This is a genomic window from Bradyrhizobium sp. AUGA SZCCT0182 (assembly GCF_018130185.1).
Taxonomy (GTDB): domain Bacteria; phylum Pseudomonadota; class Alphaproteobacteria; order Rhizobiales; family Xanthobacteraceae; genus Bradyrhizobium.
Genome location: NZ_JAFCLY010000001.1, coordinates 470,142 through 491,511 on the forward strand (window position 1 = coordinate 470,142; position 21,370 = coordinate 491,511).

The window sequence follows — 21,370 nt, forward strand, 5'->3', positions numbered from 1 at the left end:
TATTTTTCCGTGCACTGTTTGGGACTGTTGGTCGTCGGGTCACGCCCCGATGACCACCCCGCCTCTGGCCACAGGCAATCTTCCGCTGCCGCGATGGGCCTATGTGCCGGGCGAGGCTGACGAAGCCCACGCCGACTACGAAACGCTGGCGCAGGTCACCGCATTGGTGCCGTCGCGGTTCGGCGGCCATGTGCCGGCGCGGCATCCGGCGCTACGCTATGCGCTGCGGCTCAACGACCACGGCTATTTCTGGGAGTCGCAGGAGATCCGTGAGGCGGTGTGGGCAGCCGCACCGCAAGGCGGCCGCGAGCGAATCCTGCTGCGCGCCTGCATCCAGATCGCGACCGCGAATTTGCGCCTGCGTATGCAGAAGCCGCACGCCGCAGCAAGGTTGCTTGGGGAAGCGCTCGCCGAACTCAAGGCGCTCGGCATGCGCAACGCCGGCGGCGACGGCTTCGCCGACGGTTTTCCGGTTTTGGCCCTGGCCGAACTCGTCAAGGTCAAACTAGGGCGGCCGCAGCTTGCCAAGTCCGATTGGGTGGCCTTTGGCTCTGTCAGCCGAACATGAAACAAAATGCATGTTCCGACGTTTTGGACTAGACCTGATCAAAAACATGCATTATTGTGCATGTAAGGTAAGGCTAACAAAAGCGTCAGGGTGGCCCAATGGCTGGCGAAGATCGCGTCCTCGCAGGCGGTGCAAAATACATCGATTTCCAGACTGATCCGTCGCGCTACCGGCACTGGAAGCTCGATGTGGCTGGTGACGTCGCGACGCTGACCATGGACGTCGACGAGAATGCCGGCCTGTTCGAAGGCTATCAGTTAAAACTCAATTCCTACGATCTCGGCGTCGACATCGAACTCGCCGACGCCGTCCAAAGGCTGCGCTTCGAGCATCCGGAAGTAAAAGTCGTGCTGATGCGCTCGGGCAAGAACCGCGTGTTCTGCGCCGGCGCCAATATCCGCATGCTGGCGGGCGCCACCCACGCCCACAAGGTCAATTTCTGCAAATTCACCAACGAGACCCGCAACGGTCTGGAAGATTCGTCCGAGAATTCCGGCCAGCGTTTCATTACCGTCGTCAACGGCACGGCGGCCGGCGGCGGCTATGAGCTGGCGCTGGCGACCGATCACATCATGCTTGCCGACGACGGCTCAGCCGCGGTGTCGCTGCCGGAAGTGCCGCTGCTCGCGGTGTTGCCGGGCACCGGCGGTCTGACGCGCGTGGTCGACAAGCGCAAGGTGCGCCGCGATCACGCCGATTATTTCTGCACCATCGAGGAAGGCATCAAGGGCAAGCGCGCCGTGCAATGGCGCCTGGTCGACGAGATCGTGCCGAACAGCAAGCTGGAAGCCAAGGTCGCCGACCGCGCCAAGGAATTCGCCGCCGCCTCCAGGCGCAACGGCAATGGCAAGGGTCTCGCGCTGACGCCGCTCAAGCGCACCATCAATGAGGCCGGCATCCGCTATGGTTTTGTCAGCGTCGATATCGACCGCGCACAGCGCATCGCCACCATCTCGATCAAGGCGCCGGAAGAAGCCCCGCCCGCCGACATCGACGGCCTGATCGCGCAAGGCGCATCGTTCTGGCCGCTGCAGGTCGCGCGCGAGCTCGATGACGCGATCCTGCACCTGCGCATCAACGAGCTAGAGACCGCGATGCTGCTGTTCAAGTCGCATGGCGACCGCGCAGGCGTCGTCGCCTGCGACGCGTTCCTCGATGCCAACAAGGCGCATTGGCTGGTCAACGAGATCAGGCAATACTGGAAGCGGGTGCTGAAACGCATCGACGTCACCTCGCGCACGCTGGTGACGCTGGTCGAGCCCGGCTCCTGCTTCGTAGGCACGCTGGCCGAACTCGTGTTCGCCGCCGACCGCTCCTACATGCTGATCGGCCAGAAACAGGGCGACAACCGCGCCCCGCCGACCATCGAACTGACCGCGATGAATTTCGGGCCGTATCCCATGAGCCATGGCCTGACGCGGCTGCAGTCGCGCTTCCAGGCCGATCCGTCCGATCTCGAGCGCGCCGAGGCCACTATCGGCACCACGCTCGATGCCGAGGCGGCCGAAGAACTCGGCCTCGTCACCTTCGCGCTCGACGATATCGACTGGGACGACGAGGTGCGGGTGTTCCTGGAGGAACGCACCTCCTTCTCGCCCGACGGCCTTACCGGCATGGAAGCGAACTTGCGCTTCGTCGGACCCGAGACCATGGAATCGAAGATCTTCTCGCGCCTCACCGCGTGGCAGAACTGGATCTTCCAGCGCCCCAACGCCGTCGGCGAAAACGGCGCGCTGCGCCGCTACGGCACCGGCCAGAAGGCGCAATTCGATATGACGCGGGTTTGATTCGTGTCCCGGGCGCGATGCAGCGCGCTTGCGCTGCTTCGCAGAACCGGGACCCACACGGACCGTTACTGAAATGGTCTCGGCTCTGCGGCGCACCGCTTCGCGTCGCACCGCGTCCGGGACACGAGAGCGAGCAAGGAGCACGCGATGAACTTCATGAACGTCGATTACTCAACCAAGATTCCCAACAACGTGAATCTCAGTGAAGATCGCCAGGTGCTCAAGGCGCTCGAAGGCTGGCATCCCGGCTATATGGATTGGTGGAGCGACATGGGGCCGGAGGGCTTCCAGCAGTCGCTGGTGTACCTGCGCACCGCCTATTCGGTCGATCCGCGCGGCTGGGCCAAGTTCGATTACGTCAAGATGCCGGAATATCGCTGGGGCATTCTCCTTGCTCCCCAAGAGGAAAATCGCGTCATTCCGTTCGGCGAGAATTTTGGCAAGCCGGCCTGGCAGGAAGTCCCGGGCGAACACCGCGCCACGCTGCGCCGCCTGATCGTGATCCAGGGCGACACCGAGCCGGCCTCGGTCGAACAGCAGCGCCATCTCGGCAAGACCGCGCCCTCGCTGTACGACCTGCGCAATTTGTTCCAGGTCAATGTCGAAGAGGGTCGCCATCTCTGGGCGATGGTCTATCTCTTGCAAAAGTATTTCGGCCGCGACGGTCGCGAAGAGGCCGATGATTTGTTGCGCCGCCGCTCCGGTGACGCGGACTCGCCGCGCATGCTCGGCGCCTTCAACGAGGCGACGCCCGACTGGCTGTCGTTCTTCATGTTCACCTACTTCACCGACCGCGACGGCAAGATGCAGCTGCACTCGCTCGCGCAGTCCGGCTTCGATCCGCTGTCGCGCACCTGCCGCTTCATGCTGACCGAAGAGGCGCATCACATGTTCGTCGGCGAGACCGGCATCAGCCGCGTCGTGCAGCGCACCTGCGAGGCGATGAAGGCCGCCGGCATCACCGATCCCACCGATATCGCAAAAGTCCGCGCGCTCGGCGTGATCGATCTGCCGACCATCCAGAAGAAACTACATTTGCATTACTCGCTGTCGCTGGATCTGTTCGGCTCGGAAGTCTCGACCAACGCGGCTAATGCCTTCAACGCCGGCATCAAGGGCCGCTACAAGGAAACCCAGATCGACGACGACCATCAGCTGAAGAACGCGACCTATCCGGTGCTGAAACTGATCGACGGCGTGATCAAGCGCGTTGACGAGCCGGCGCTGACCGCGCTCAACATGCGCCTGCGCGATGACTACACGCAGGATTGCGCCAAGGGCATGCTGCGCTGGAACAAGATCATCTCGCTCGCCGGCTACCAGTTCAAGCTGACGCTGCCGGACGTCGCATTCCATCGTCATATCGGCGAGTTCAAGGACATCAACGCGACCCCGGAGGGCGTGTTGATCGACGCCGCCACCTGGAACGCGCGCAAGAACGATTGGCTGCCGTCATCGGACGATGGCGACTTCATCGCCTCGCTGATGACGCCGGTTACGGAAGCCGGCACCTACGCCTCCTGGATTTCGCCGCCCAAGGTCGGCATCGACAACAAGCCCGGCGATTTCGAGTACGTGAAAATCGAGACGTGAGCCGCTTGCTTAACCTCTCCCCGCTTGCGGGGAGAGGTCGCCGCGCTCTTGCGCGGCGGGTGAGGGGGTACAGGTCTCACTCCGCTCTGAACTCGTGGAGAGAGCCCCTCACCCCAACCCTCTCCCCGCAAGAGCGGGGCGAGGGAGCAGACCACCGGTGACGCCGCTCCTACCCCGCGATCTCCAGCCCCGCATTCGCGTAGACCACGCCGCCGTCGACCGCGATGGTGTTGCCGACGACATAATCGCCGGCGCGCGAGGCGAGGTAGATGGCAATTCCCGCCATATCCTCGTCGGTTCCGATCCGCTTCGCCGGAATGCGCTTGGCGACGTCGTCGGCGTGATCGCGTGCGGCCTTGTTCATGTCCGACTTGAAGGCGCCCGGCGCGATCGCGGTGACGTTGATATTGTCCTTGACCAGTTTGGTAGCCATGCGCCGTGTCAGATGGATCACCGCGGCCTTGCTCGCGGCGTAGGAATAGGTCTCCGTCGGGTTGACGAAGATGCCATCCACCGAAGCGATGTTGATGACCTTGGCCGGCCGTTCGTGCGAGGCCGCCGCGCGCAGCGGTTTCGCCAGCGCCTTGGTCAGGAAGAACAGCGACTTGACGTTGAGGTCCATGACCTTGTCCCAGCCGCTCTCCGGAAACTCGTCGAACTCCGCGCCCCATGCGGCGCCGGCATTGTTGACGAGGATGTCGAGCTTCGGCTCGAGCTTGATCATCTCGGCTGCCAGCCTGTCGCAACCTTCGACCGTCGAAATATCGATCGGCAGCGCGATGCACTCGCCGTCATAGGCCGCGGAGAGCTCTTTCGCGGTCGCCTCGCAGGGACCGGCCTTGCGCGCGGTGATGTAGACCTTCGCAGCTCCCTGCGCGAGAAACCCGGCCGCGATCATCTTGCCGATCCCGCGCGATCCACCCGTCACGAGCGCGACGCGGCCCTTTAGTGAAAACAGATCCTTGAACATGCGTTCCTCCTTTTGCTCTTGGCAGCGGTTTTGAGCGCGGGGGCAGGGCGAGTCAAGGAAACAACCGTCGTTCCGGCGAAGGCTCAGATGCGCAATTGCGCATCTGAGCCTTCGCCGGAACGACGAAATCAGCTAAGCCGCGTCGATGCGGCGGAAGCCGTTCCACATCGCGGTGGCGGCGCCGGAGGTCAGCACCGGGATAATGCGCTCGTCCTGGTAATTTCCGTTGAGCGAGACCCGCTGCAGCGCGGTCAAATGACCGGCGCTTTCCGGGAAGATCATGCCCGGCCGGGTCGTCACCGCGGTCTTGAAGCCAGCCGCCTTGGCGAGTGTGAACTCCCGCTGCCCGGCGGCGATCTTGTCGCCATAGGGATAGGCAAGATGCAGCACCGGGCGTTGCAGCGCCGCCTCGATCCGCATCCGGCTGGTGGCGATTTCGAAACTGGCGGTCGCCTCGGTCTGCTTGGCCAGATTGCAATGCGTGATTGTATGCGCGCCGATGGTCACGAGCGGTTCGTCGGCAAACGCCTTCAACTCGTCCCAGGACATGCAGAGGTCGCGGGCGATCTTGGTCTCGTCCACATCATAGCGGGTGCATAGCGCGGAGATTTCGCGTTGCACGTCGAGCTCGCCCGGCAGGCTACGCAGCCACTCGTGCAGCCGGTCGAAGGCGAGCTGCTTGGCAACCGGCGTCGAGGCATCGAGGCGGGTAACCACGCCGCCGATCGGCACCTCGATCGAGGAAGCCTTGGCGAGCGCCAGCTCCATTGCAACCCACCACAACCGGCCGGTGCCTTCGGCGAAATCGCTGGTGACGTAGACTGTCATGGGTGCGTCGAATTCACGCATCACGGGCAACGCGAAATCGCGGTTGTCGCGATAACCGTCGTCAAAGGTGAAGCAGGCGAAGCGCCGCGCGAAATTGCCTTGGGAGAGCCGCTCATGCGCCTCGTCCATGGTAACCAGGTCGACGTTGAGGGACCGCAGATGCGCGAGCACCGCGCGCAGGAATTCCGGTTCGACCTCGAGATGATAATTGGGCTGGAATTCCACGTCGCGGCGCGGGCGCACATGGTGCAGCATGAAAATTGCGCCGATACCTGCGAAGATTGGTCGCAGCAGATAGTGCGCACCCGAGAAGTAGAGCGCCTCCAGTCCGGCGCGGATAACGGTGTTGCGGAGCGTTTTCATCAGGACTTGCCGCCTGTTTCATTACGTTTCGAACTTAGCGGCAGACCGTTGAATAAACGGTTAGCTGGGCAAATATCCGCACCCCGACGCTTCTGTGTTATTTCGGGTTTGACAGCCCCGCAAGGGTTTGTTTTCTCTCTGTTCCCGGCGCCGCCGATTTGAAGTCCCTACACGGGCTCCGCGAATTCGATTAGGGACTTCAAATCGATAAGCGGCACCGGAATTTGTTGTTTTGCTAGTGCCCCTCTTGTTGCCGAAGTTCGTATCAAGGGTGCCGCGACAGCGGACGAACTTCGGAAACGGGGGCACTAGCCCTTTAGGAACTCGAATGCACGGACTTTTCAGGTGGAGTGGCAAATGGTGGCCGGGTGTGATTCCGTTCGTCATCCTTTGGGCTCTCGCCGCCTGGACCAGCACCGCACCGCTGGAAGCAGACCTGGCGCAACGTTCTACCACGGCGCTCAAGGATACCGTCCTCGACAAAAGGCGAATAGCGGTTGCGGGCCGCGACGTGACGTTTGCGGCCGAAGCATTCTCGGAAGAGGGCCGGCTGAGCGCGGTTGCGTCGGTGGATGCGGTGCCGGGCGTGCGGCTGGTCAACGACGAAACCCGCCTCGTTCCCGAAGCCAAGCCGTTCGTGTGGTCGGCTGAACGCGACGTCGTCCGGGTGACGCTGGGCGGCAGTTCGCCGCTGCCTTCGAGTAAGAGCAAGCTCATGGAAGCCGCGCGCGCGATGCTCGGTGGCGTCGAAGTCTCCGACCGGATGAATCTGGCGCGCGGAGCGCCGCAGCGCTTCGACAATGCCGCGCTGCTGTTGCTCGACCAGATCGCTAAACTGAAGGACGGAAAGATCACGCTGTCGGACAACAAGGTCACGCTGTCAGGGATGGCGCGTGAACTTGGCGGCCGGGAAGCCATCGCCGCCGCGCTGAAAAATCTCCCGGAGGGCTATTCGGTCGCGGCCAACGACGTCAAGGCGCCGCCCTACATCTTCCAGGCCTACAAGGATCCGGTCGCGGTGACGCTGACGCTGACCGGCTATGTGCCGGACAACAACGCCCATGCGGCACTGGTGGCGGCGGCGGGCCGCAAATTCTTCAGCGAGAAAGTCGTCGACAACCTGAAGGCGAGTATCGGCGCGCCATCAGGATTTGCCGCCGCCGTCGTGCCGGCGCTCGGCGCGCTGTCGCGGCTGTCGACCGGGACGCTCGTGGTCAGCGACCGCGAGGTGAAACTGTCGGGCGATGCGCTTTACGAGGCGGCCGCGACCCAGATCCGAGCCGGACTTGGCAAGGAGTTTCCGCAGGGCTGGCAATTCAAGCCTGAAATCTCGGTCAAACCGACTGCGGCGCCGGTCGACCCCACGGTCTGCCAGCAGCTGTTTACCGACCTGCTCGGCAAGGCCAGGATCCGGTTCGAATCGGGGAAGGCCGACATCGTGGCGGATTCCGCCGGGCTGCTCGACCGGCTGATCGAGACCGCATTGCGCTGCCCGAACGCCAATATCGAGGTCGTCGGACATACCGATTCCGACGGCGAGGAACCCGCCAATCAGGCGCTCTCGGAGAAGCGCGCCCAGGCGGTCACCGATTACCTGGTCAAGGCCGGACTGCCCGCGAACCGTTTCACGTCGGTCGGCTATGGCAGCACACAGCCGATCGCCGGCAATGATACCGACCAGGGCAAGGCGCAGAACCGCCGCATCGATTTCGTGGTGAGGTAAGGATGGCCTATCTGACGACGTTCTTCTGGGGCTGGCTGTTGGGCTCGCTGCTGCTTGGGCTGGCGATGGGTTGGATTTCCATCGTTCAGCACGGCGAGGGCGTATCGAAGAACTGGAAGCGGTGGCTGGCGGCGTTGGCGGTCGTGCTGGTCGCGGCCGCGCTTTCGCGCGTGGTTCCCGGCCGGTTTGGCTATTGGCTCGACCTCGGCCTGATCATGTTTGCGCTCTATCTTTGCGGCTGCGCGGTGGGGTCGTGGCTGCGGGACTGGGTGGTCTCCCGCAATGCGCCCGCGGCTTGAAACGCCCCGGCATGACCCCTTCCAGCCCAAGGGATTGGTCAAGGGATTGCCCAAGGGACCCGGCCGGAGCCCGATTTGGGCGCGCAGAATGCAGCAAAACTGTGCATCCACTGTCATCAATTCCGCCTAATAGATTGAAGAACCGCGTTTTATTGTCGTTAGACGAATTCCACTCCGGCCCAAAACGCGCTACTGGAGTCCCCAGGGAGCAGCGGAGTGTCGGCGGAATTCGCACCGTTGCCGTCGTCGCGGGATCGCAATTCGAGGTCTAGATGCTGGAAGCAATACGCAGGGCGATTTCGTTTCTGCGCCAGAAGCAGGTCCTGCATAAGCTCGGGGTTGTGATCAGTATCGCGGTCATCGGAACCGCGTGCTACGTGCTCTATCACATGCTGCGGGGCATCGACTCCAACGAGGTGATCGAGGCCATCAAGAGCACGGAACCACGCCAGATCGTGCTGGCGGCGCTGTTCGTGGGCGCGGGTTACTTCACGCTGACCTTCTACGATCTGTTTGCGGTGCGGGCGATCGGCCACACCCACATCCCCTACCGCGTCACCGCCCTGGCCGCCTTCACCTCCTATTCGATCGGCCACAATGTCGGCGCCAGCGTCTTCACCGGCGGCGCGGTGCGCTACCGGATTTATTCGGCCTGGGGTCTGAACGCGATCGACGTCGCCAAGATCTGCTTCTTGGCCGGGCTCACCTTCTGGCTCGGCAACGCCGCCGTGCTCGGGCTGGGCATCGCCTATCATCCGGAAGCCGCAGCTTCGATCGATCAGTTGCCGGCCTGGCTCAACCGTGCCCTGGCGTTTGCGATTATCGCCGGCCTCGTCGGCTATGTGGTCTGGGTCTGGAGCCAGCCCCGCGGGGTCGGCCGTGGACCCTGGAGCGTGACGCTGCCGGGCGGGCCGCTGACGCTGCTGCAGATCGGCATCGGCATCGTCGACCTCGGGTTCTGCGCGCTGGCGATGTATATGCTGGTGCCGGGCGAGTCCAATGTCGACTTTATCTTCGTCGCGGTCATCTTCGTCTCGGCGACGCTGCTGGGTTTCGCCAGCCATTCCCCTGGCGGGCTCGGCGTCTTCGATGCCGCCATGCTGGTCGGCCTCTCGCAGATGGACCGGGAGGATTTGCTGGCCGGGATGCTGCTGTTCCGGGTCCTCTATTATATTGCGCCTTTTGTCATATCTGTAATCTTGCTGACGCTTCGGGAGGTTATCCTGGGTGCGCGGTCGAAGCGCCTGCGCCAGTTGGCGCCTGGCCCCGACGCCGAGCCGAGACGTGAGGCCGTCTATGTGCGCGAGCGTGGAGACACCGGCGCCTGAAAGCGCGTAAAAGATGCAAAAGACAGAGGGAACAAAGCCAACAATGGCGATAGACGATTCCTCCTCTTCCTCCTCCTATTTTGCCCCATGGTCCGACCGGTTACGGCATTCGGCCATTATCCTGCTGGTCGCGGGCCTCGCTTTGTCGGTATTCGTTGCGACCGGCGAACTCGGGGTGGCGCGCGCAATTGCCGCCTTTATCTGCATTGCCGCCGCAGCCCTGGTGCCATGGCGGCTGCATGATACGGCCACCTCGCGCGAAGACGTTCGCGGCGTCAATCCGGTCGAAGCCGCCGCCGTCAGCGCCGTCGTGGCCGGCATGCCGGATCCGGCCGTGCTGCTCGACCGCGCCGGCCGCGTGATCCATCTCAATGCTGCGGCAGCCCAGCTTGCCCCCGCTTTGCGCAAGAACGAGCTTGCCCAGTTCGCGCTTCGCTCGCCCGAAATCATCACCGCCCTGCGCGAGGCGATCGCGACCAGCGAGCCGCGCCGCGCGACCTATCTCGACCATGTGCCGGTCGACCGCTGGATGGAGTTGATCATCACGCCGGTGCCGGTGCCGACGCTGTTCGGCGGCGCCGACAAGTGCATGCTGATGACGTTCCACGATCAGACGCCGCTGCGCCGGGTCGAGGAGATGCGCGCCGATTTCGTCGCCAATGCCAGCCACGAACTGCGTACGCCGCTCGCCGCCCTGTCCGGCTTCATCGATACGCTGCAAGGGCCGGCCAAGGATGACGTCAAGGCGCGCGAGCGCTTTCTCGGGATCATGCACGCGCAGGCGACGCGCATGGCGCGGCTGATCGACGATCTCTTGTCGCTGTCGCGGGTCGAATTGTCGGCGCATGTTCGGCCCGATACCTCGGTCGACATCGTGCCCATCATCCGCCAGGTCGCCGACGGGCTGGAGCCGCTGGCGCATGAACGCCAGGTCGCCATCGAGATCGATCTGCCTGAGCTGCCGGTGACGATCGCGGGCGATCGCGAGGAGCTGCTGCGGCTGTTCGAAAATTTGATCGAGAACGCGCTCAAATATGGCGCGTCCGGCGGCAAGGTCATCGTCTCGCTGGTGCATGCGAATTCCGCCGACGGCGCGCCTGAGGTCCGCGTCCTGGTGCGCGATTTCGGGCCCGGAATTGCCCCGGAGCATCTGCCGCGGCTGACCGAGCGGTTCTACCGGGTCGATGTCGGCGACAGCCGGGCGCAGGGTGGAACCGGGCTCGGTTTATCCTTGGTGAAACATATTGTTAACCGCCATCGCGGCCGGCTTTTGATCGAAAGCGTGCCCAAAAACGGGGCCACTTTTACCGCCTGCTTTCCCCAGGCGAAACCCCCGGCAGGGACTTAAACTCTAGCGATTCCAATCGCTTGAGTCTGTCATCCAACTGTCATCGAACCTTCGTAAAAGCTCTATTGACCGCACCTAAACGGATGCGGCGTGAGCGCGATCGGGCGTTAACAGGCGCTTCGCTCACCAGATGGAGACCAGCCATGAATTTCATCAAGACAATCGTCGCGGCAGGCCTCGTCGCCGCCTCGACCTCGGCGTTGTCAGCCGATATCACCGGCGCGGGCGCCACCTTCCCGTTCCCGGTCTATTCCAAGTGGGCCGATGCCTACAAAAAGGAGACCGGCAACGGTCTGAACTACCAGTCGATCGGCTCCGGCGCCGGCATCAAGCAGATCCTGGCCAAGACCGTGACCTTCGGCGCCACCGATGCGCCGCTGAAGGCTGAGGCCCTCGAAAAGGATGGCCTCGTGCAGTGGCCGATGGTGATGGGCGCGATCGTCCCCGTCGTGAACCTCGAAGGCATCAAGTCGGGCGAACTCGTGCTCTCGGGCGAAGTGCTCGGCGACATCTATCTCGGCAAGATCAAGAAGTGGGACGATCCCGCGATTGCCAAGCTCAATCCGAAGCTGAAGCTGCCGACCGACGCCATCACCGTGGTCCGCCGCTCCGACGGTTCGGGCACCACCTTCAACTTCACCGACTATCTGTCGAAGTCGAACGCCGAGTGGAAGGCCAAGGTCGGTCTCGGCACCGCGGTCGAATGGCCGACGGGCGTTGGCGCCAAGGGCAATGAAGGCGTTGCCGGCAACATCGGCCAGACCAAGAACGCGATCGGCTACGTCGAGTACGCCTACGCCAAGCAGAACAAGCTGACCTATGCCGCGATGGTCAACAAGGCAGGCAAGACCGTGCAGCCGACGGTAGCCTCGTTCCAGGCTGCTGCGGCCAACGCCGACTGGGCGAAGGCGCCCGGCTACTACGTCATCCTCACCGACCAGCCCGGCGAAACCTCGTGGCCGATCACCGCCGCGACCTTCATCCTGATGCACAAGTCCGCGACCGATAAGGCCGCGTCCCAGGAAGCCATCAAGTTCTTCAAATGGTCGTTCGAGAAGGGCGGCAAGATGGCTGAGGAGCTCGACTACATCCCGATGCCGGACTCCGTGGTTAAGCTGATCGAAAAGACCTGGACCGCCGAGATCAAGAGCTGAACTTAAGAACAAGAGCCGGGCGGCGTTCCGGCCCGGCGACAATGGGAGCGTGCTCCCACTTTGCCCAACCCGGGTCTTTCCGGGTTGGGTCTTTCCCTCCGGGCAGGAGGGCGAATACGGGCGGGTCTGGTTTGCCGAGTGACTTGGTCGACAAGGTCTTGGTCGACAGGGTCTTGGCCGACAGGGGTCTTGGTTCAAGAGTCCGGTGCAAAACCGGCGCCGGGTCCGGGGCAGTTGGGCTATACAGTACAGGGGATTGGCGTGGCAGACATGGCCGTTCAGAGCGACGTGATGGAAGCTGCAGGACCTTACGATCGCGCCAGGGCCCTCAGCGCCTTCAAGCTTGGTGACGTTACCTTCTATTGGCTCACGCGCGCCTGTGCGATCTCGGTGCTGCTCATTCTCGGCGGCATCATCTTATCGCTGATCGTGGGCGCCTGGCCTGCGATCAGGGAATACGGCTTCTCGTTCCTGTTCACCTCGCGCTGGGCGCCATCAGCCGATCCGCCGGTGCTGGGCGCGCTCGGGCCGATCTACGGCACGCTGATCACCTCCGTGATCGCGATGATGATCGCCATTCCGGTCGGTATCGGCATTGCGGTGTTCCTGACCGAGATCTGTCCGATCTGGCTGCGCCGTCCGATCGGGCTCGCGGTCGAACTGCTCGCCGGCATTCCCTCGATCATCTACGGCATGTGGGGCTTCTTCGTGCTGGGCCCGTTTTTGGCCAACTCGTTCCAGCCGTTCATGATCAGCATCTTCGACGGCGTCCCGGTTCTCGGCACCATCTTCGCAGGTCCCCCGTCTTATCTCAGCCTGTTCAACGCCGCGCTGATCCTTGCGATCATGGTGCTGCCCTTCATCACCTCGATCTCGGTCGACGTCTTCAAGACGGTGCCGCCGGTGCTGAAGGAAGCCGCCTACGGCGTCGGCTGCACCACCTGGGAAGTCGTCCGCAACGTGGTGATCCCCTACACAAGGGTCGGCGTGATCGGCGGCGTGATGCTGGCGCTCGGCCGCGCGCTCGGCGAAACCATGGCGGTCACCTTCATCATCGGCAACTCGTTCAAGATCTCATCTTCGATCTTCGCGCCGGGCACCACGATCTCGGCGGCGATCGCCAGCGAATTCGCCGAGAGCGACGGCCTGCACCAGTCCGGCCTGATCCTGCTCGGCCTGCTGTTGTTCGTGCTGACGTTCTTCGTCCTGTCGGCCGCCCGGCTGATGCTGATGCGGCTGGAAAAGAAGGCGGGGAACTGAGCCATGAACCCGATTTACGCCTCCCGCCGCCGCAATGACATCATCATCCGGGGCCTCTGCGTCGGCGCCGCCTTGTTCGGCGTGACATGGCTAGCGCTGATCCTGTTCACGCTGTTCTATAACGGCCTGGCCGGCCTCAACCTGGCCGTCTTCACCCAGGACACGCCGCCGCCCGGCTCGACCGATGGCGGTCTGCGCAACGCGATCATCGGTTCGATCATCATGACTGCGATCGGGGTCGGCATCGGCGCGCCGCTCGGCATGCTGGCCGGAACCTATCTGGCCGAATACGGCAAGCATGACCGGCTCACCTCGGTGATCCGCTTCATCAACGACATCCTGCTCAGCGCGCCCTCGATCATCATCGGCCTGTTCGTCTACGGCGCCATCGTGGTGCCGATGGGCGGCTTCTCGGCCTTTGCCGGCTGTCTGGCGCTGGCCGTGATCGTGATCCCCGTGGTGGTCCGCACCACCGAGGACATGCTCGGCCTGGTGCCCAATCCGCTGCGTGAAGCGGCGTCCGCGCTCGGCCTGCCGCGCTCGCTGGTGATCAAGCGGATCGCCTATCGCGCCGCGCGAAGTGGTCTCATCACCGGCGTGCTGCTCGCCACCGCCCGCGTCGCCGGCGAAACCGCGCCGCTGCTGTTCACCGCGCTGTCGAACCAGTTCTTCAGCCTCGATCTCACCAAGACGATGGCGAACCTGCCGGTCACCATCAACAACTTCGTGCAGAGCCCCTACGAATACTGGAAGCAGCTCGCCTGGAGCGGGGCGCTGCTCATCACCCTGACCGTACTCGCCCTGAATATTGGCGCGCGCATCCTTGGCGCCGAGAGGACCGCAAAATGACCGAAGTTTCTGTATCCATGAGTGCCGTCAACGCGGGCGTTCCCCACGTGGCGCTGCCCGACGCGCCGCCGAAAGTGACCGCGCGGGGCCTGAACTTCTACTATGGCGAGCACCACGCGCTGAAGAACATCAACCTCACGCTCGGCACCCACCGCGTCACCGCCTTCATCGGGCCGTCCGGCTGCGGCAAGTCCACGCTGCTGCGGATCTTCAACCGGATGTACGACCTCTATCCGGGCCAGAAGGCGACCGGGCAATTGATGCTCGACCAGACCAACATCCTCGACCCCAAGCTCGATCTCAATCTGCTGCGCGCCCGGGTCGGCATGGTGTTCCAGAAGCCGACGCCGTTTCCGATGACGATCTACGAAAACATCGCCTTCGGCATCCGCCTTTATGAGAAGATCTCGAAATCCGAGATGGACGGCCGCGTCGAAAAGGCGTTGCGTGGCGGTGCGCTGTGGAACGAGGTCAAGGACAAGCTGAATGCATCGGGCCTCAGCCTGTCCGGCGGCCAGCAGCAGCGGCTCTGTATCGCGCGCACGGTGGCGGTGCGCCCTGAAGTGATCCTGTTCGACGAGCCCTGCTCGGCGCTGGACCCGATTTCGACCGCCAAGGTCGAGGAATTGATCACAGAATTGGCGGAGGACTACACCATCGCCATCGTGACCCATAACATGCAGCAGGCGGCGCGCGTCTCGGACAAGACCGCCTTCATGTATCTCGGTGAACTGGTCGAATTCGACGACACCAACAAGATTTTCACCTCGCCGAGCGACCGACGCACCCAGGATTACATTACCGGCCGGTTCGGCTAAGCGCACATCGCGAGGAGAAGACAATGGCTTCAGAGCATACCGCGAAGGCGTTCGACAGCGATCTTCAGGAATTGACCCGCCTGGTCGCCGAAATGGGCGGCCTTGCCGAACGCATGATCACCGAATCCGTCGATGCCTTGATCCGGCGCGACGTTGCGCTGGGAAAACGCGTCGTCGCCTCCGACGCCGAGATCGACCGCCTGCAGCACCTGATCGAGGAACGCGCGGTGCTGACGATTGCCCGCCGCCAGCCGATGGCCATCGACCTGCGCGAGATCGTCGGCGCCATGCGGGTGGCCACCGATCTGGAACGGATCGGCGACCTCGCCAAGAACATGGGCAAGCGCGTCGCGGCGCTGGAGAACGATTTCCAGCCGCTGAAACTGATCCGCGGTCTCGAACACATGACCGATCTGGTGCAGTCGCAGGTCAAGTCCGTGCTTGACGCCTACGCGTCGCACGACCTGCCGGCGGCGATGGCGGTCTGGAAGGGCGACGAGGAAGTCGACGCCATCTGCACCTCGCTGTTCCGCGAACTCCTGACCTACATGATGGAAGATCCGCGCAACATCTCGTTCTGTATCCATCTGATGTTCTGCGCCAAGAACATCGAGCGGATCGGCGACCATGCCACCAACATCGCCGAGACCGTGTTCTACATGATCGAAGGCCAGCAGATCCTCGACAAGCGCCCGAAGGGCGACATGACGAATTTTGCCACGACTGTGCCGGGAAACTAGTTACTGAACTGACAGCGGAACGAGAGACGTTTTTCGCGTATCGACAGCGCGTCAAAACACAAGAGGCTTACATAGATGAACGCACGCATTCTGGTGGTTGAAGACGAGGAAGCGCTCACCACGCTTCTGCGCTACAACCTCGATGCCGAAGGCTATGAGGTCGAAACCGTCGCCCGCGGTGACGACGCCGATACACGGTTGAAGGAGCGGGTGCCCGACCTGATCGTGCTGGACTGGATGCTGCCGGGCCTGTCCGGCATCGAACTGTGCCGCCGCTTAAGGGCGCGGCCGGAGACCAAGGCGCTGCCGATCATCATGCTGACCGCGCGCGGCGAGGAAAGCGAACGGGTGCGGGGGCTGGCGACCGGCGCCGACGACTACATCGTAAAACCCTTTTCGGTGCCGGAGCTGCTGGCGCGGGTGAAGGGCCTGTTGCGGCGGGCGAGCCCGGAGCGGCTGGCCACCGTGCTGACCTATGGCGATATCGAACTCGACCGCGAGAAGCGCCGCGTCGCGCGCTCGGGCCGTCCGATCGATCTCGGCCCCACCGAATATCGCCTGCTGGAGTTTTTCCTGGAACATCCCGGCCGCGTATTCAGCCGCGAGCAACTGCTCGACAGCGTCTGGGGCCGCGACATCTACATCGACGAGCGTACCGTCGACGTCCATATCGGCCGCCTGCGCAAACTGCTCAACCCCGGCCGCGAACAGGACCCGATCCGCACCGTGCGCGGCGCCGGCTACGCGCTGGATGATCGGTTCGCGAAGGTGGAGTAGCCAATACTCCATCGTCGTCCCGGCGAAGGCCGGGACCCATAACCACAAGTATCGATTTTTGAAGCGAGCTGGAGCTCCAGCCAAGCCTAACCACGATCGCCTGTGGTTATGGGTCCCTGCGTTCGCAGGGACGACAGCGGATATTTTCCGCGTAGCTGATGCGCAGCCCTTACCTGGTCGGCTTCGGCGCCGGGCGGCGGCGATCGGAGGCCGGCTGATAGGCGATGCGCGAGTGATGCGCGCAATAGGGCAGGCTGCTGAGCGCCTTGCCGCCGCAGAAAAAGAATTCCGAGCTGGAGGGGTCGCCGATCGGCCAGTGGCAGGTGGCCTCGTTCAATTCGAGCAGCGTCAGCCGCTGGCTCATCGGCACCACATTGTCGTAGGCGACCGGATCCGGCTCCATCTCCACCTCGAAGGCGTGGGCCAGCGCGGTGTTGCCGCGCGACACCGGGCGCGCCACCCGCATCATCTGCTGGGCGGGGCGCGCCTTGCGCTGACGCGGCGCGGCCGAGGAGGGGCTCTTGGCACGGCCGGAGAGACCCAGCCGGTGCACTTTGCCGATCACTGCATTTCGCGTCACATTTCCGAGTTCCGCGGCGATCTGGCTGGCGGAAAGTCCGCCCTCCCAGAGCTTTTTAAGCTGCTCGACGCGCTCGTCGGACCAGGTCAATACCGTCATCGCATTCTTCCCTTCGCACAGAGCCGGCCAAACCGGGGGCAGCGCTGGCGATGCCAATTCTCAAAAATCCCAGCGGGCAGAATCCCTTAGCCCTCGCCGGGCGCAAAAAAGCCGCCCGAACGTTTACGCCTTACAAAATGGACTCTAGGGGTCAGTACTTCCGCACGAGATGTCGTACCCGACAGCCCAGACGCTACAATATGGCGGGACTCTGGCGCAAGAGTACGCGTCCGTGCGTCCACATGTTCCGGTATTTATGCATTGTAATTGGAGTTTTCCACGGCACCGGAATGCTACGGATTGCTTTATCTTGCACCGCAGGGAAGCGGTTCGAGCATGATCCGGAAAAGTGGACGCCGGTTTTCCCTCGGGACAAGCGCAAGGCGCTTGCCCGGAGATCATGCTCAAAACAAGCGGATTTCGGCGTGTTGACACGGTCCAAAGCCAGCATAGAATGCCTGTCACGTGCCGCCCCGAAAAGGCGGCACGTTTTGTTTTCGCAAGACCGGCTGTGCCGCGTTCGCGCCAATGCACGCTATGTGGCCGGTCTCTAACCGTCAGTGATAGCCATGACCAACAGCGCCCCGTCGCATCTGCTTCCCGTATTCGCGAGAGTCGATCTCGGTTTCGAACGCGGCGAAGGCGCGTGGCTGATCTCGACGTCAGGCGAGCGCTATCTCGACTTCACCTCGGGTGTGGCAGTGAATGCGCTCGGCCACTGCCATCCGCATCTGGTCGCAGCCTTGCAGGAGCAGGCCACCAAGCTCTGGCACATGTCGAACCTGTTCAGGAGTCCGGACGGCGACAAGCTTGCAGCAAGGCTGTGCGAGCAGAGCTTTGCCGATCTGGTGTTCTTCTGTAATTCCGGCGCGGAAGCGATGGAATGCGCGATCAAGGTCGCGCGCCGCTATCACGCCGCCAAGGGACATCCCGAGCGCTACCGCATCGTCACCTTCGAGGGCGCGTTCCACGGCCGCACGCTGGGCACGCTGGCGGCGACCGGCTCGGCCAAATATCTGGAAGGTTTCGGTCCGCCGCTGGACGGCTTCGACCAGGTCGCGCATGGCGATCTCGAAGCGGTGAAGAAGGTGATCGGGCCGCAGACCGCCGCCATCCTGATCGAGCCGGTGCAGGGCGAGGGCGGTGTCCGCAGCGCGCCGCATGCGTTCTACAAGGCGCTCCGCCAATTGTGCGACGACAAGGGCCTGCTGCTGATTTTCGACGAGGTGCAGACCGGCATGGGCCGCACCGGCGATCTGTTTGCCTATAAGCGCCTCGGCGTCACCCCCGACATCATGTCGCTGGCAAAAGCGCTCGGCGGCGGCTTTCCGATCGGCGCCTGTCTCGCCACGGCAGAGGCGGCGTCCGGCATGACGCCGGGCTCGCACGGCTCGACCTTCGGCGGCAACCCGCTGGCGATCGCCTCCGCCAACGCGGTGCTCGACGTGATGCTCAAACCCGGCTTCTTCGACCACGTGCAGAAAGTGTCGCTGCTCTTGAAACAGAAGCTCGCTTCCGTGGTCGATCGCTATCCTTCCGTGCTGGCGGAAGTGCGCGGCGAAGGGCTGCTGATCGGCGTCAAGGCCGTGGTGCCCTCGGGCGATCTCGTCGCCGCGCTGCGGGACCAGAAGCTGCTGACGGTCGGCGCCGGCGACAATGTCGTGCGCTTCCTCGCGCCCCTGATCGTTTCCGAATCCGAGATCGAGCAATCCGTCCAAAGCCTCGAACGCGCCTGCATCGCGCTGTCAGGCGACAAGAAGAAGGCGGCGGGGTGATGAGCAAGTCCCTACGTCACTTTCTCGATATCAGCGAGCTGCCGCCGAAGGAATTGCGCAACATGCTGGACCTGAGCGTCGCCATGAAGGCGAAGCTGAAGGCGCATGAGACGCCCAGAAAGCCGCTCGAGGGCAAGACCCTGGCGATGATCTTCGAACGGCCGTCGACCCGCACCCGGGTCTCGTTCGACGTCGGCATGCGCCAGCTCGGCGGCGAGGCCATCATGCTGACCGGCGCGGAAATGCAACTCGGCCGCGGCGAGACCATCGCCGATACCGCGCGCGTGCTGTCGCGTTACGTCGATGCGATCATGATCCGCATCCTCAATCACGATGCGTTGCTGGAGCTTGCCGCCAACGCCACCGTGCCCGTCATCAACGGGCTCACCCGGCGCTCGCATCCCTGCCAGGTGATGGCGGACCTGATGACGTTCGAGGAGCATCGCGGCTCGATCGAGGGCCGCACCGTGGCCTGGACCGGCGATGACAACAACGTGCTGGCGTCATGGGCGCATGCGGCGGAACGCCTGAAGTTCAAACTGAACGTGGCCACCCCGCCGCAGCTCGCGCCGAACAAGGCGATGAAGGACTGGATCAAGGCGACGCAGGCGCCGATCGTGCTCGGCAACGACCCGGAAGCCGCCGTCGCCGGCGCCGACTGCGTCGTGACCGACACCTGGGTGTCGATGGGCGACAAGGACGGCGAGCATCGCCACAACGTGCTCAAGCCCTACCAGGTCAACGCCCAGCTGATGTCGCTGGCCAAGCGTGATGCGCTGTTCATGCACTGCCTGCCGGCTCATCGCGGTGAGGAGGTCACCGACGAGGTGATCGACGGCCCGCAATCGGTGGTGTTCGACGAAGCCGAAAACCGCCTGCATGCGCAAAAGGGCATTCTGGCCTGGTGTTTTAACGAAGTGGCGTAGCGGCCCCAACGTAACTGTCGTCCCGGCCTAGTGCGCAGTTGCGCACGGGGGCCGGGACCCATACGCCGCGGCTCTAACGATTGAAGGCAGTGGTTGACGCCTTGCCTTACTCAGAACTCCCTGTGGCTATGGGTCCCGGCCTTCGCCGGGACGACGTAATACCCCCTTTCGATTCACCCTCTTCGACCCCAGATAAAGCGCCATGACTCAATCCCCCGACATCAAAATCACGCCCTCAGCGCCGATCCGCGCGCCATCGGCGGTTCCCATCGACGATGCAGCGCTGCCGTTCGAAGTCAACGCGCTCGACCTGCGCGGACGGCTGACCCGGCTCGGCCCCGCGCTCGACGACATCCTGACCAAGCACGATTACCCGGCTCCGGTCTGCAAGCTGCTCGGCGAGGCCATCGTGCTGGCGACGCTGCTCGGCTCGTCCCTGAAGTTCGACGGCCGCTTCATCCTGCAGACCCAGACCGACGGCCCGGTGTCGTTCCTGATCGTGGATTTCCAGCTGCCGGATCGGCTGCGCGCCTATGCGCGCTTCGATGCGACGCGGCTGAAGGACGGGCAGGACTCCGGCGCGCTGCTGGGTAACGGTCATCTGGCGATGACCATCGACCAGGGCGCGGACATGAGCCGCTATCAAGGCCTGGTGGCGCTGGAAGGCGGCAATCTCGAAGACGCCGCGCATGAATATTTCCTGCGCTCCGAGCAGATCCCGACGCGCGTGCGGCTTGCGGTCGGCGAGGAATGGCGCGGCAGCGGCGACGGTCCGAAACACCGCTGGCGCGCCGGCGGCATGCTGCTGCAATTCCTGCCGCAGGCGCCGGAGCGGGCGCGGCAGGCCGACCTCGATCCCGGCGATGCGCCAGAAGGCGCCGTGACGCATGCGGTGGCCGAAGACGACGCCTGGGTCGAAGGCCAGTCGCTGATCTCGACCGTCGAGGATGTCGAACTGCTCGATCCGGATTTGTCGGGCGAGCGCCTATTGTATCGCCTGTTCCACGAACGCGGCGTGCGCGTGTTCACGCCGTTGCCGCTGCGCGCGCAATGCTCCTGCTCGCGCGACGCGGTGTCATCGATGCTGAAAAGCTTCCAGCCGCAGGACCGTGCGGAAATGGTCAAGGACGGCAAGGTGGTGGTGACCTGCGAGTTCTGCTCGTCGGTCTATGAGTTCACGCCGGATGAAGCGGGTGTGGAATAGGGATGCGATTCTGCCTACCACCGTCATTGCGAGGAGCGTAGCGACGAAGCAATCCATTCCTCTGCTTGCGGCGCTACGGATTGCTTCGCTGCGCTCGCAATGGCGGATGCGCGGCAATCAGTGCGACAAAACAACCCGTCGGGCAAATCAGTTCTGATTGTCAGAATTCGTGTCAAGCCCCGAAATAAAAAATATTTCTGTTTACCAGAAGTAAAATCAGAGATATGTGTTTGGCCATCCCGTCCTACTCAGAAGGGCGTCGGCCGTCGTCACGGACGTTGGACGGGTTGCGGTGGACGCTGGTTTACGCCTCGACGACGGCGTGGATAAGCGTACGGCAAAACCGTGTGGTCCTGGCGCCCGTTGCTGGCGTCAAGCCGT

General features: G+C 63.3%; 19 protein-coding genes. 16 read left to right on the forward strand and 3 right to left on the reverse strand.

All coding sequences use genetic code 11. From position 1 onward, the window contains the following. Nucleotides 1-49: 49 nt before the first annotated feature. The 3 genes from JQ611_RS02205 (at nucleotide 50) to boxB (ending at nucleotide 3,948) form a co-directional block, all read left to right on the forward strand. The gene (locus JQ611_RS02205; protein ID WP_212464385.1) at nucleotides 50-568 is read left to right on the forward strand and encodes a DUF309 domain-containing protein; all 519 of its coding nucleotides are present in this window, start codon (nucleotides 50-52) and stop codon (nucleotides 566-568) included. 98 nt (nucleotides 569-666) lie between these two features. Beyond that, on the forward strand, nucleotides 667-2,355 hold the full coding sequence (gene boxC / locus JQ611_RS02210) for a 2,3-epoxybenzoyl-CoA dihydrolase (protein WP_212392095.1): 1,689 nt from the start codon (nucleotides 667-669) through the stop codon (nucleotides 2,353-2,355). A gap of 156 nt (nucleotides 2,356-2,511) precedes the next feature. Further along, nucleotides 2,512-3,948, forward strand: a complete 1,437-nt coding sequence (boxB, locus tag JQ611_RS02215) for a benzoyl-CoA 2,3-epoxidase subunit BoxB (protein WP_212267569.1) — start codon at nucleotides 2,512-2,514, stop codon at nucleotides 3,946-3,948. Between the two features lie 169 nt (nucleotides 3,949-4,117). Here boxB and JQ611_RS02220 read toward each other — a convergent pair whose 3' ends face one another. Together JQ611_RS02220 and JQ611_RS02225 are read right to left on the reverse strand one after the other, a co-directional pair. Continuing rightward, complete coding sequence (locus JQ611_RS02220) at nucleotides 4,118-4,918, reverse strand: SDR family NAD(P)-dependent oxidoreductase (protein WP_212464386.1); 801 nt, start codon at nucleotides 4,916-4,918, stop codon at nucleotides 4,118-4,120. A gap of 132 nt (nucleotides 4,919-5,050) precedes the next feature. After that, nucleotides 5,051-6,109, reverse strand: a complete 1,059-nt coding sequence (locus JQ611_RS02225) for a polysaccharide deacetylase family protein (RefSeq protein WP_212464387.1) — start codon at nucleotides 6,107-6,109, stop codon at nucleotides 5,051-5,053. A 328-nt stretch (nucleotides 6,110-6,437) separates the two neighbouring features. Between JQ611_RS02225 and JQ611_RS02230 the strand changes: the two genes are divergently transcribed. The 10 genes from JQ611_RS02230 to phoB all read left to right on the forward strand — a co-directional run bounded on the left by JQ611_RS02230 (nucleotide 6,438) and on the right by phoB (nucleotide 16,405). After that, nucleotides 6,438-7,832, forward strand: coding sequence for an OmpA family protein (locus JQ611_RS02230; RefSeq protein WP_212267518.1), 1,395 nt, complete (start codon nucleotides 6,438-6,440; stop codon nucleotides 7,830-7,832). Nucleotides 7,833-7,834: 2 nt separating this feature from the next. Beyond that, nucleotides 7,835-8,131 carry a hypothetical protein gene (locus tag JQ611_RS02235; protein ID WP_212464388.1) on the forward strand — a complete coding sequence of 99 codons (297 nt, stop codon included), beginning with the start codon at nucleotides 7,835-7,837 and terminating at the stop codon, nucleotides 8,129-8,131. A gap of 272 nt (nucleotides 8,132-8,403) precedes the next feature. After that, entirely contained in the window at nucleotides 8,404-9,459 is a 1,056-nt protein-coding gene (locus JQ611_RS02240; RefSeq protein WP_212267522.1) for a lysylphosphatidylglycerol synthase domain-containing protein, read from the forward strand. 43 nt (nucleotides 9,460-9,502) lie between these two features. Continuing rightward, on the forward strand, nucleotides 9,503-10,807 hold the full coding sequence (locus tag JQ611_RS02245; RefSeq protein WP_212464389.1) for an ATP-binding protein: 1,305 nt from the start codon (nucleotides 9,503-9,505) through the stop codon (nucleotides 10,805-10,807). A 143-nt stretch (nucleotides 10,808-10,950) separates the two neighbouring features. Beyond that, on the forward strand, nucleotides 10,951-11,961 hold the full coding sequence (gene pstS, locus JQ611_RS02250) for a phosphate ABC transporter substrate-binding protein PstS (RefSeq protein ID WP_212464390.1): 1,011 nt from the start codon (nucleotides 10,951-10,953) through the stop codon (nucleotides 11,959-11,961). A 270-nt stretch (nucleotides 11,962-12,231) separates the two neighbouring features. After that, a complete protein-coding gene (gene pstC, locus JQ611_RS02255) occupies nucleotides 12,232-13,221 on the forward strand; it encodes a phosphate ABC transporter permease subunit PstC (RefSeq protein WP_212267572.1) in 990 nt (329 codons plus the stop codon). A 3-nt stretch (nucleotides 13,222-13,224) separates the two neighbouring features. Next, nucleotides 13,225-14,070, forward strand: a complete 846-nt coding sequence (gene pstA, locus JQ611_RS02260) for a phosphate ABC transporter permease PstA (protein ID WP_212267528.1) — start codon at nucleotides 13,225-13,227, stop codon at nucleotides 14,068-14,070. Continuing rightward, a complete protein-coding gene (gene pstB / locus JQ611_RS02265; protein ID WP_212267531.1) occupies nucleotides 14,067-14,888 on the forward strand; it encodes a phosphate ABC transporter ATP-binding protein PstB in 822 nt (273 codons plus the stop codon). The genes pstA and pstB overlap by 4 nt, the downstream gene beginning before the upstream one ends. Nucleotides 14,889-14,911: 23 nt before the next feature. Then, nucleotides 14,912-15,628, forward strand: a complete 717-nt coding sequence (phoU, locus tag JQ611_RS02270; RefSeq protein WP_212033448.1) for a phosphate signaling complex protein PhoU — start codon at nucleotides 14,912-14,914, stop codon at nucleotides 15,626-15,628. A gap of 75 nt (nucleotides 15,629-15,703) precedes the next feature. Next, nucleotides 15,704-16,405: a phosphate regulon transcriptional regulator PhoB gene (gene phoB, locus JQ611_RS02275; protein WP_192735463.1), complete on the forward strand. Its 702-nt coding sequence runs from the start codon at nucleotides 15,704-15,706 to the stop codon at nucleotides 16,403-16,405. Between the two features lie 169 nt (nucleotides 16,406-16,574). Here phoB and JQ611_RS02280 read toward each other — a convergent pair whose 3' ends face one another. Then, nucleotides 16,575-17,084: a GcrA family cell cycle regulator gene (locus tag JQ611_RS02280; RefSeq protein WP_212267534.1), complete on the reverse strand. Its 510-nt coding sequence runs from the start codon at nucleotides 17,082-17,084 to the stop codon at nucleotides 16,575-16,577. Nucleotides 17,085-17,653: 569 nt separating this feature from the next. Between JQ611_RS02280 and JQ611_RS02285 the strand changes: the two genes are divergently transcribed. From JQ611_RS02285 to JQ611_RS02295, 3 genes are all read left to right on the forward strand, one after another. Further along, the gene (locus JQ611_RS02285; protein WP_212267537.1) at nucleotides 17,654-18,859 is read left to right on the forward strand and encodes an aspartate aminotransferase family protein; all 1,206 of its coding nucleotides are present in this window, start codon (nucleotides 17,654-17,656) and stop codon (nucleotides 18,857-18,859) included. Continuing rightward, on the forward strand, nucleotides 18,859-19,785 hold the full coding sequence (gene argF, locus JQ611_RS02290) for an ornithine carbamoyltransferase (RefSeq protein ID WP_212267539.1): 927 nt from the start codon (nucleotides 18,859-18,861) through the stop codon (nucleotides 19,783-19,785). Before JQ611_RS02285 ends, argF begins: the two co-directional genes overlap by 1 nt. 202 nt (nucleotides 19,786-19,987) lie before the next feature. Continuing rightward, complete coding sequence (locus tag JQ611_RS02295; RefSeq protein ID WP_212464391.1) at nucleotides 19,988-20,989, forward strand: Hsp33 family molecular chaperone; 1,002 nt, start codon at nucleotides 19,988-19,990, stop codon at nucleotides 20,987-20,989. The last annotated feature ends 381 nt before the right edge of the window (nucleotides 20,990-21,370 follow it).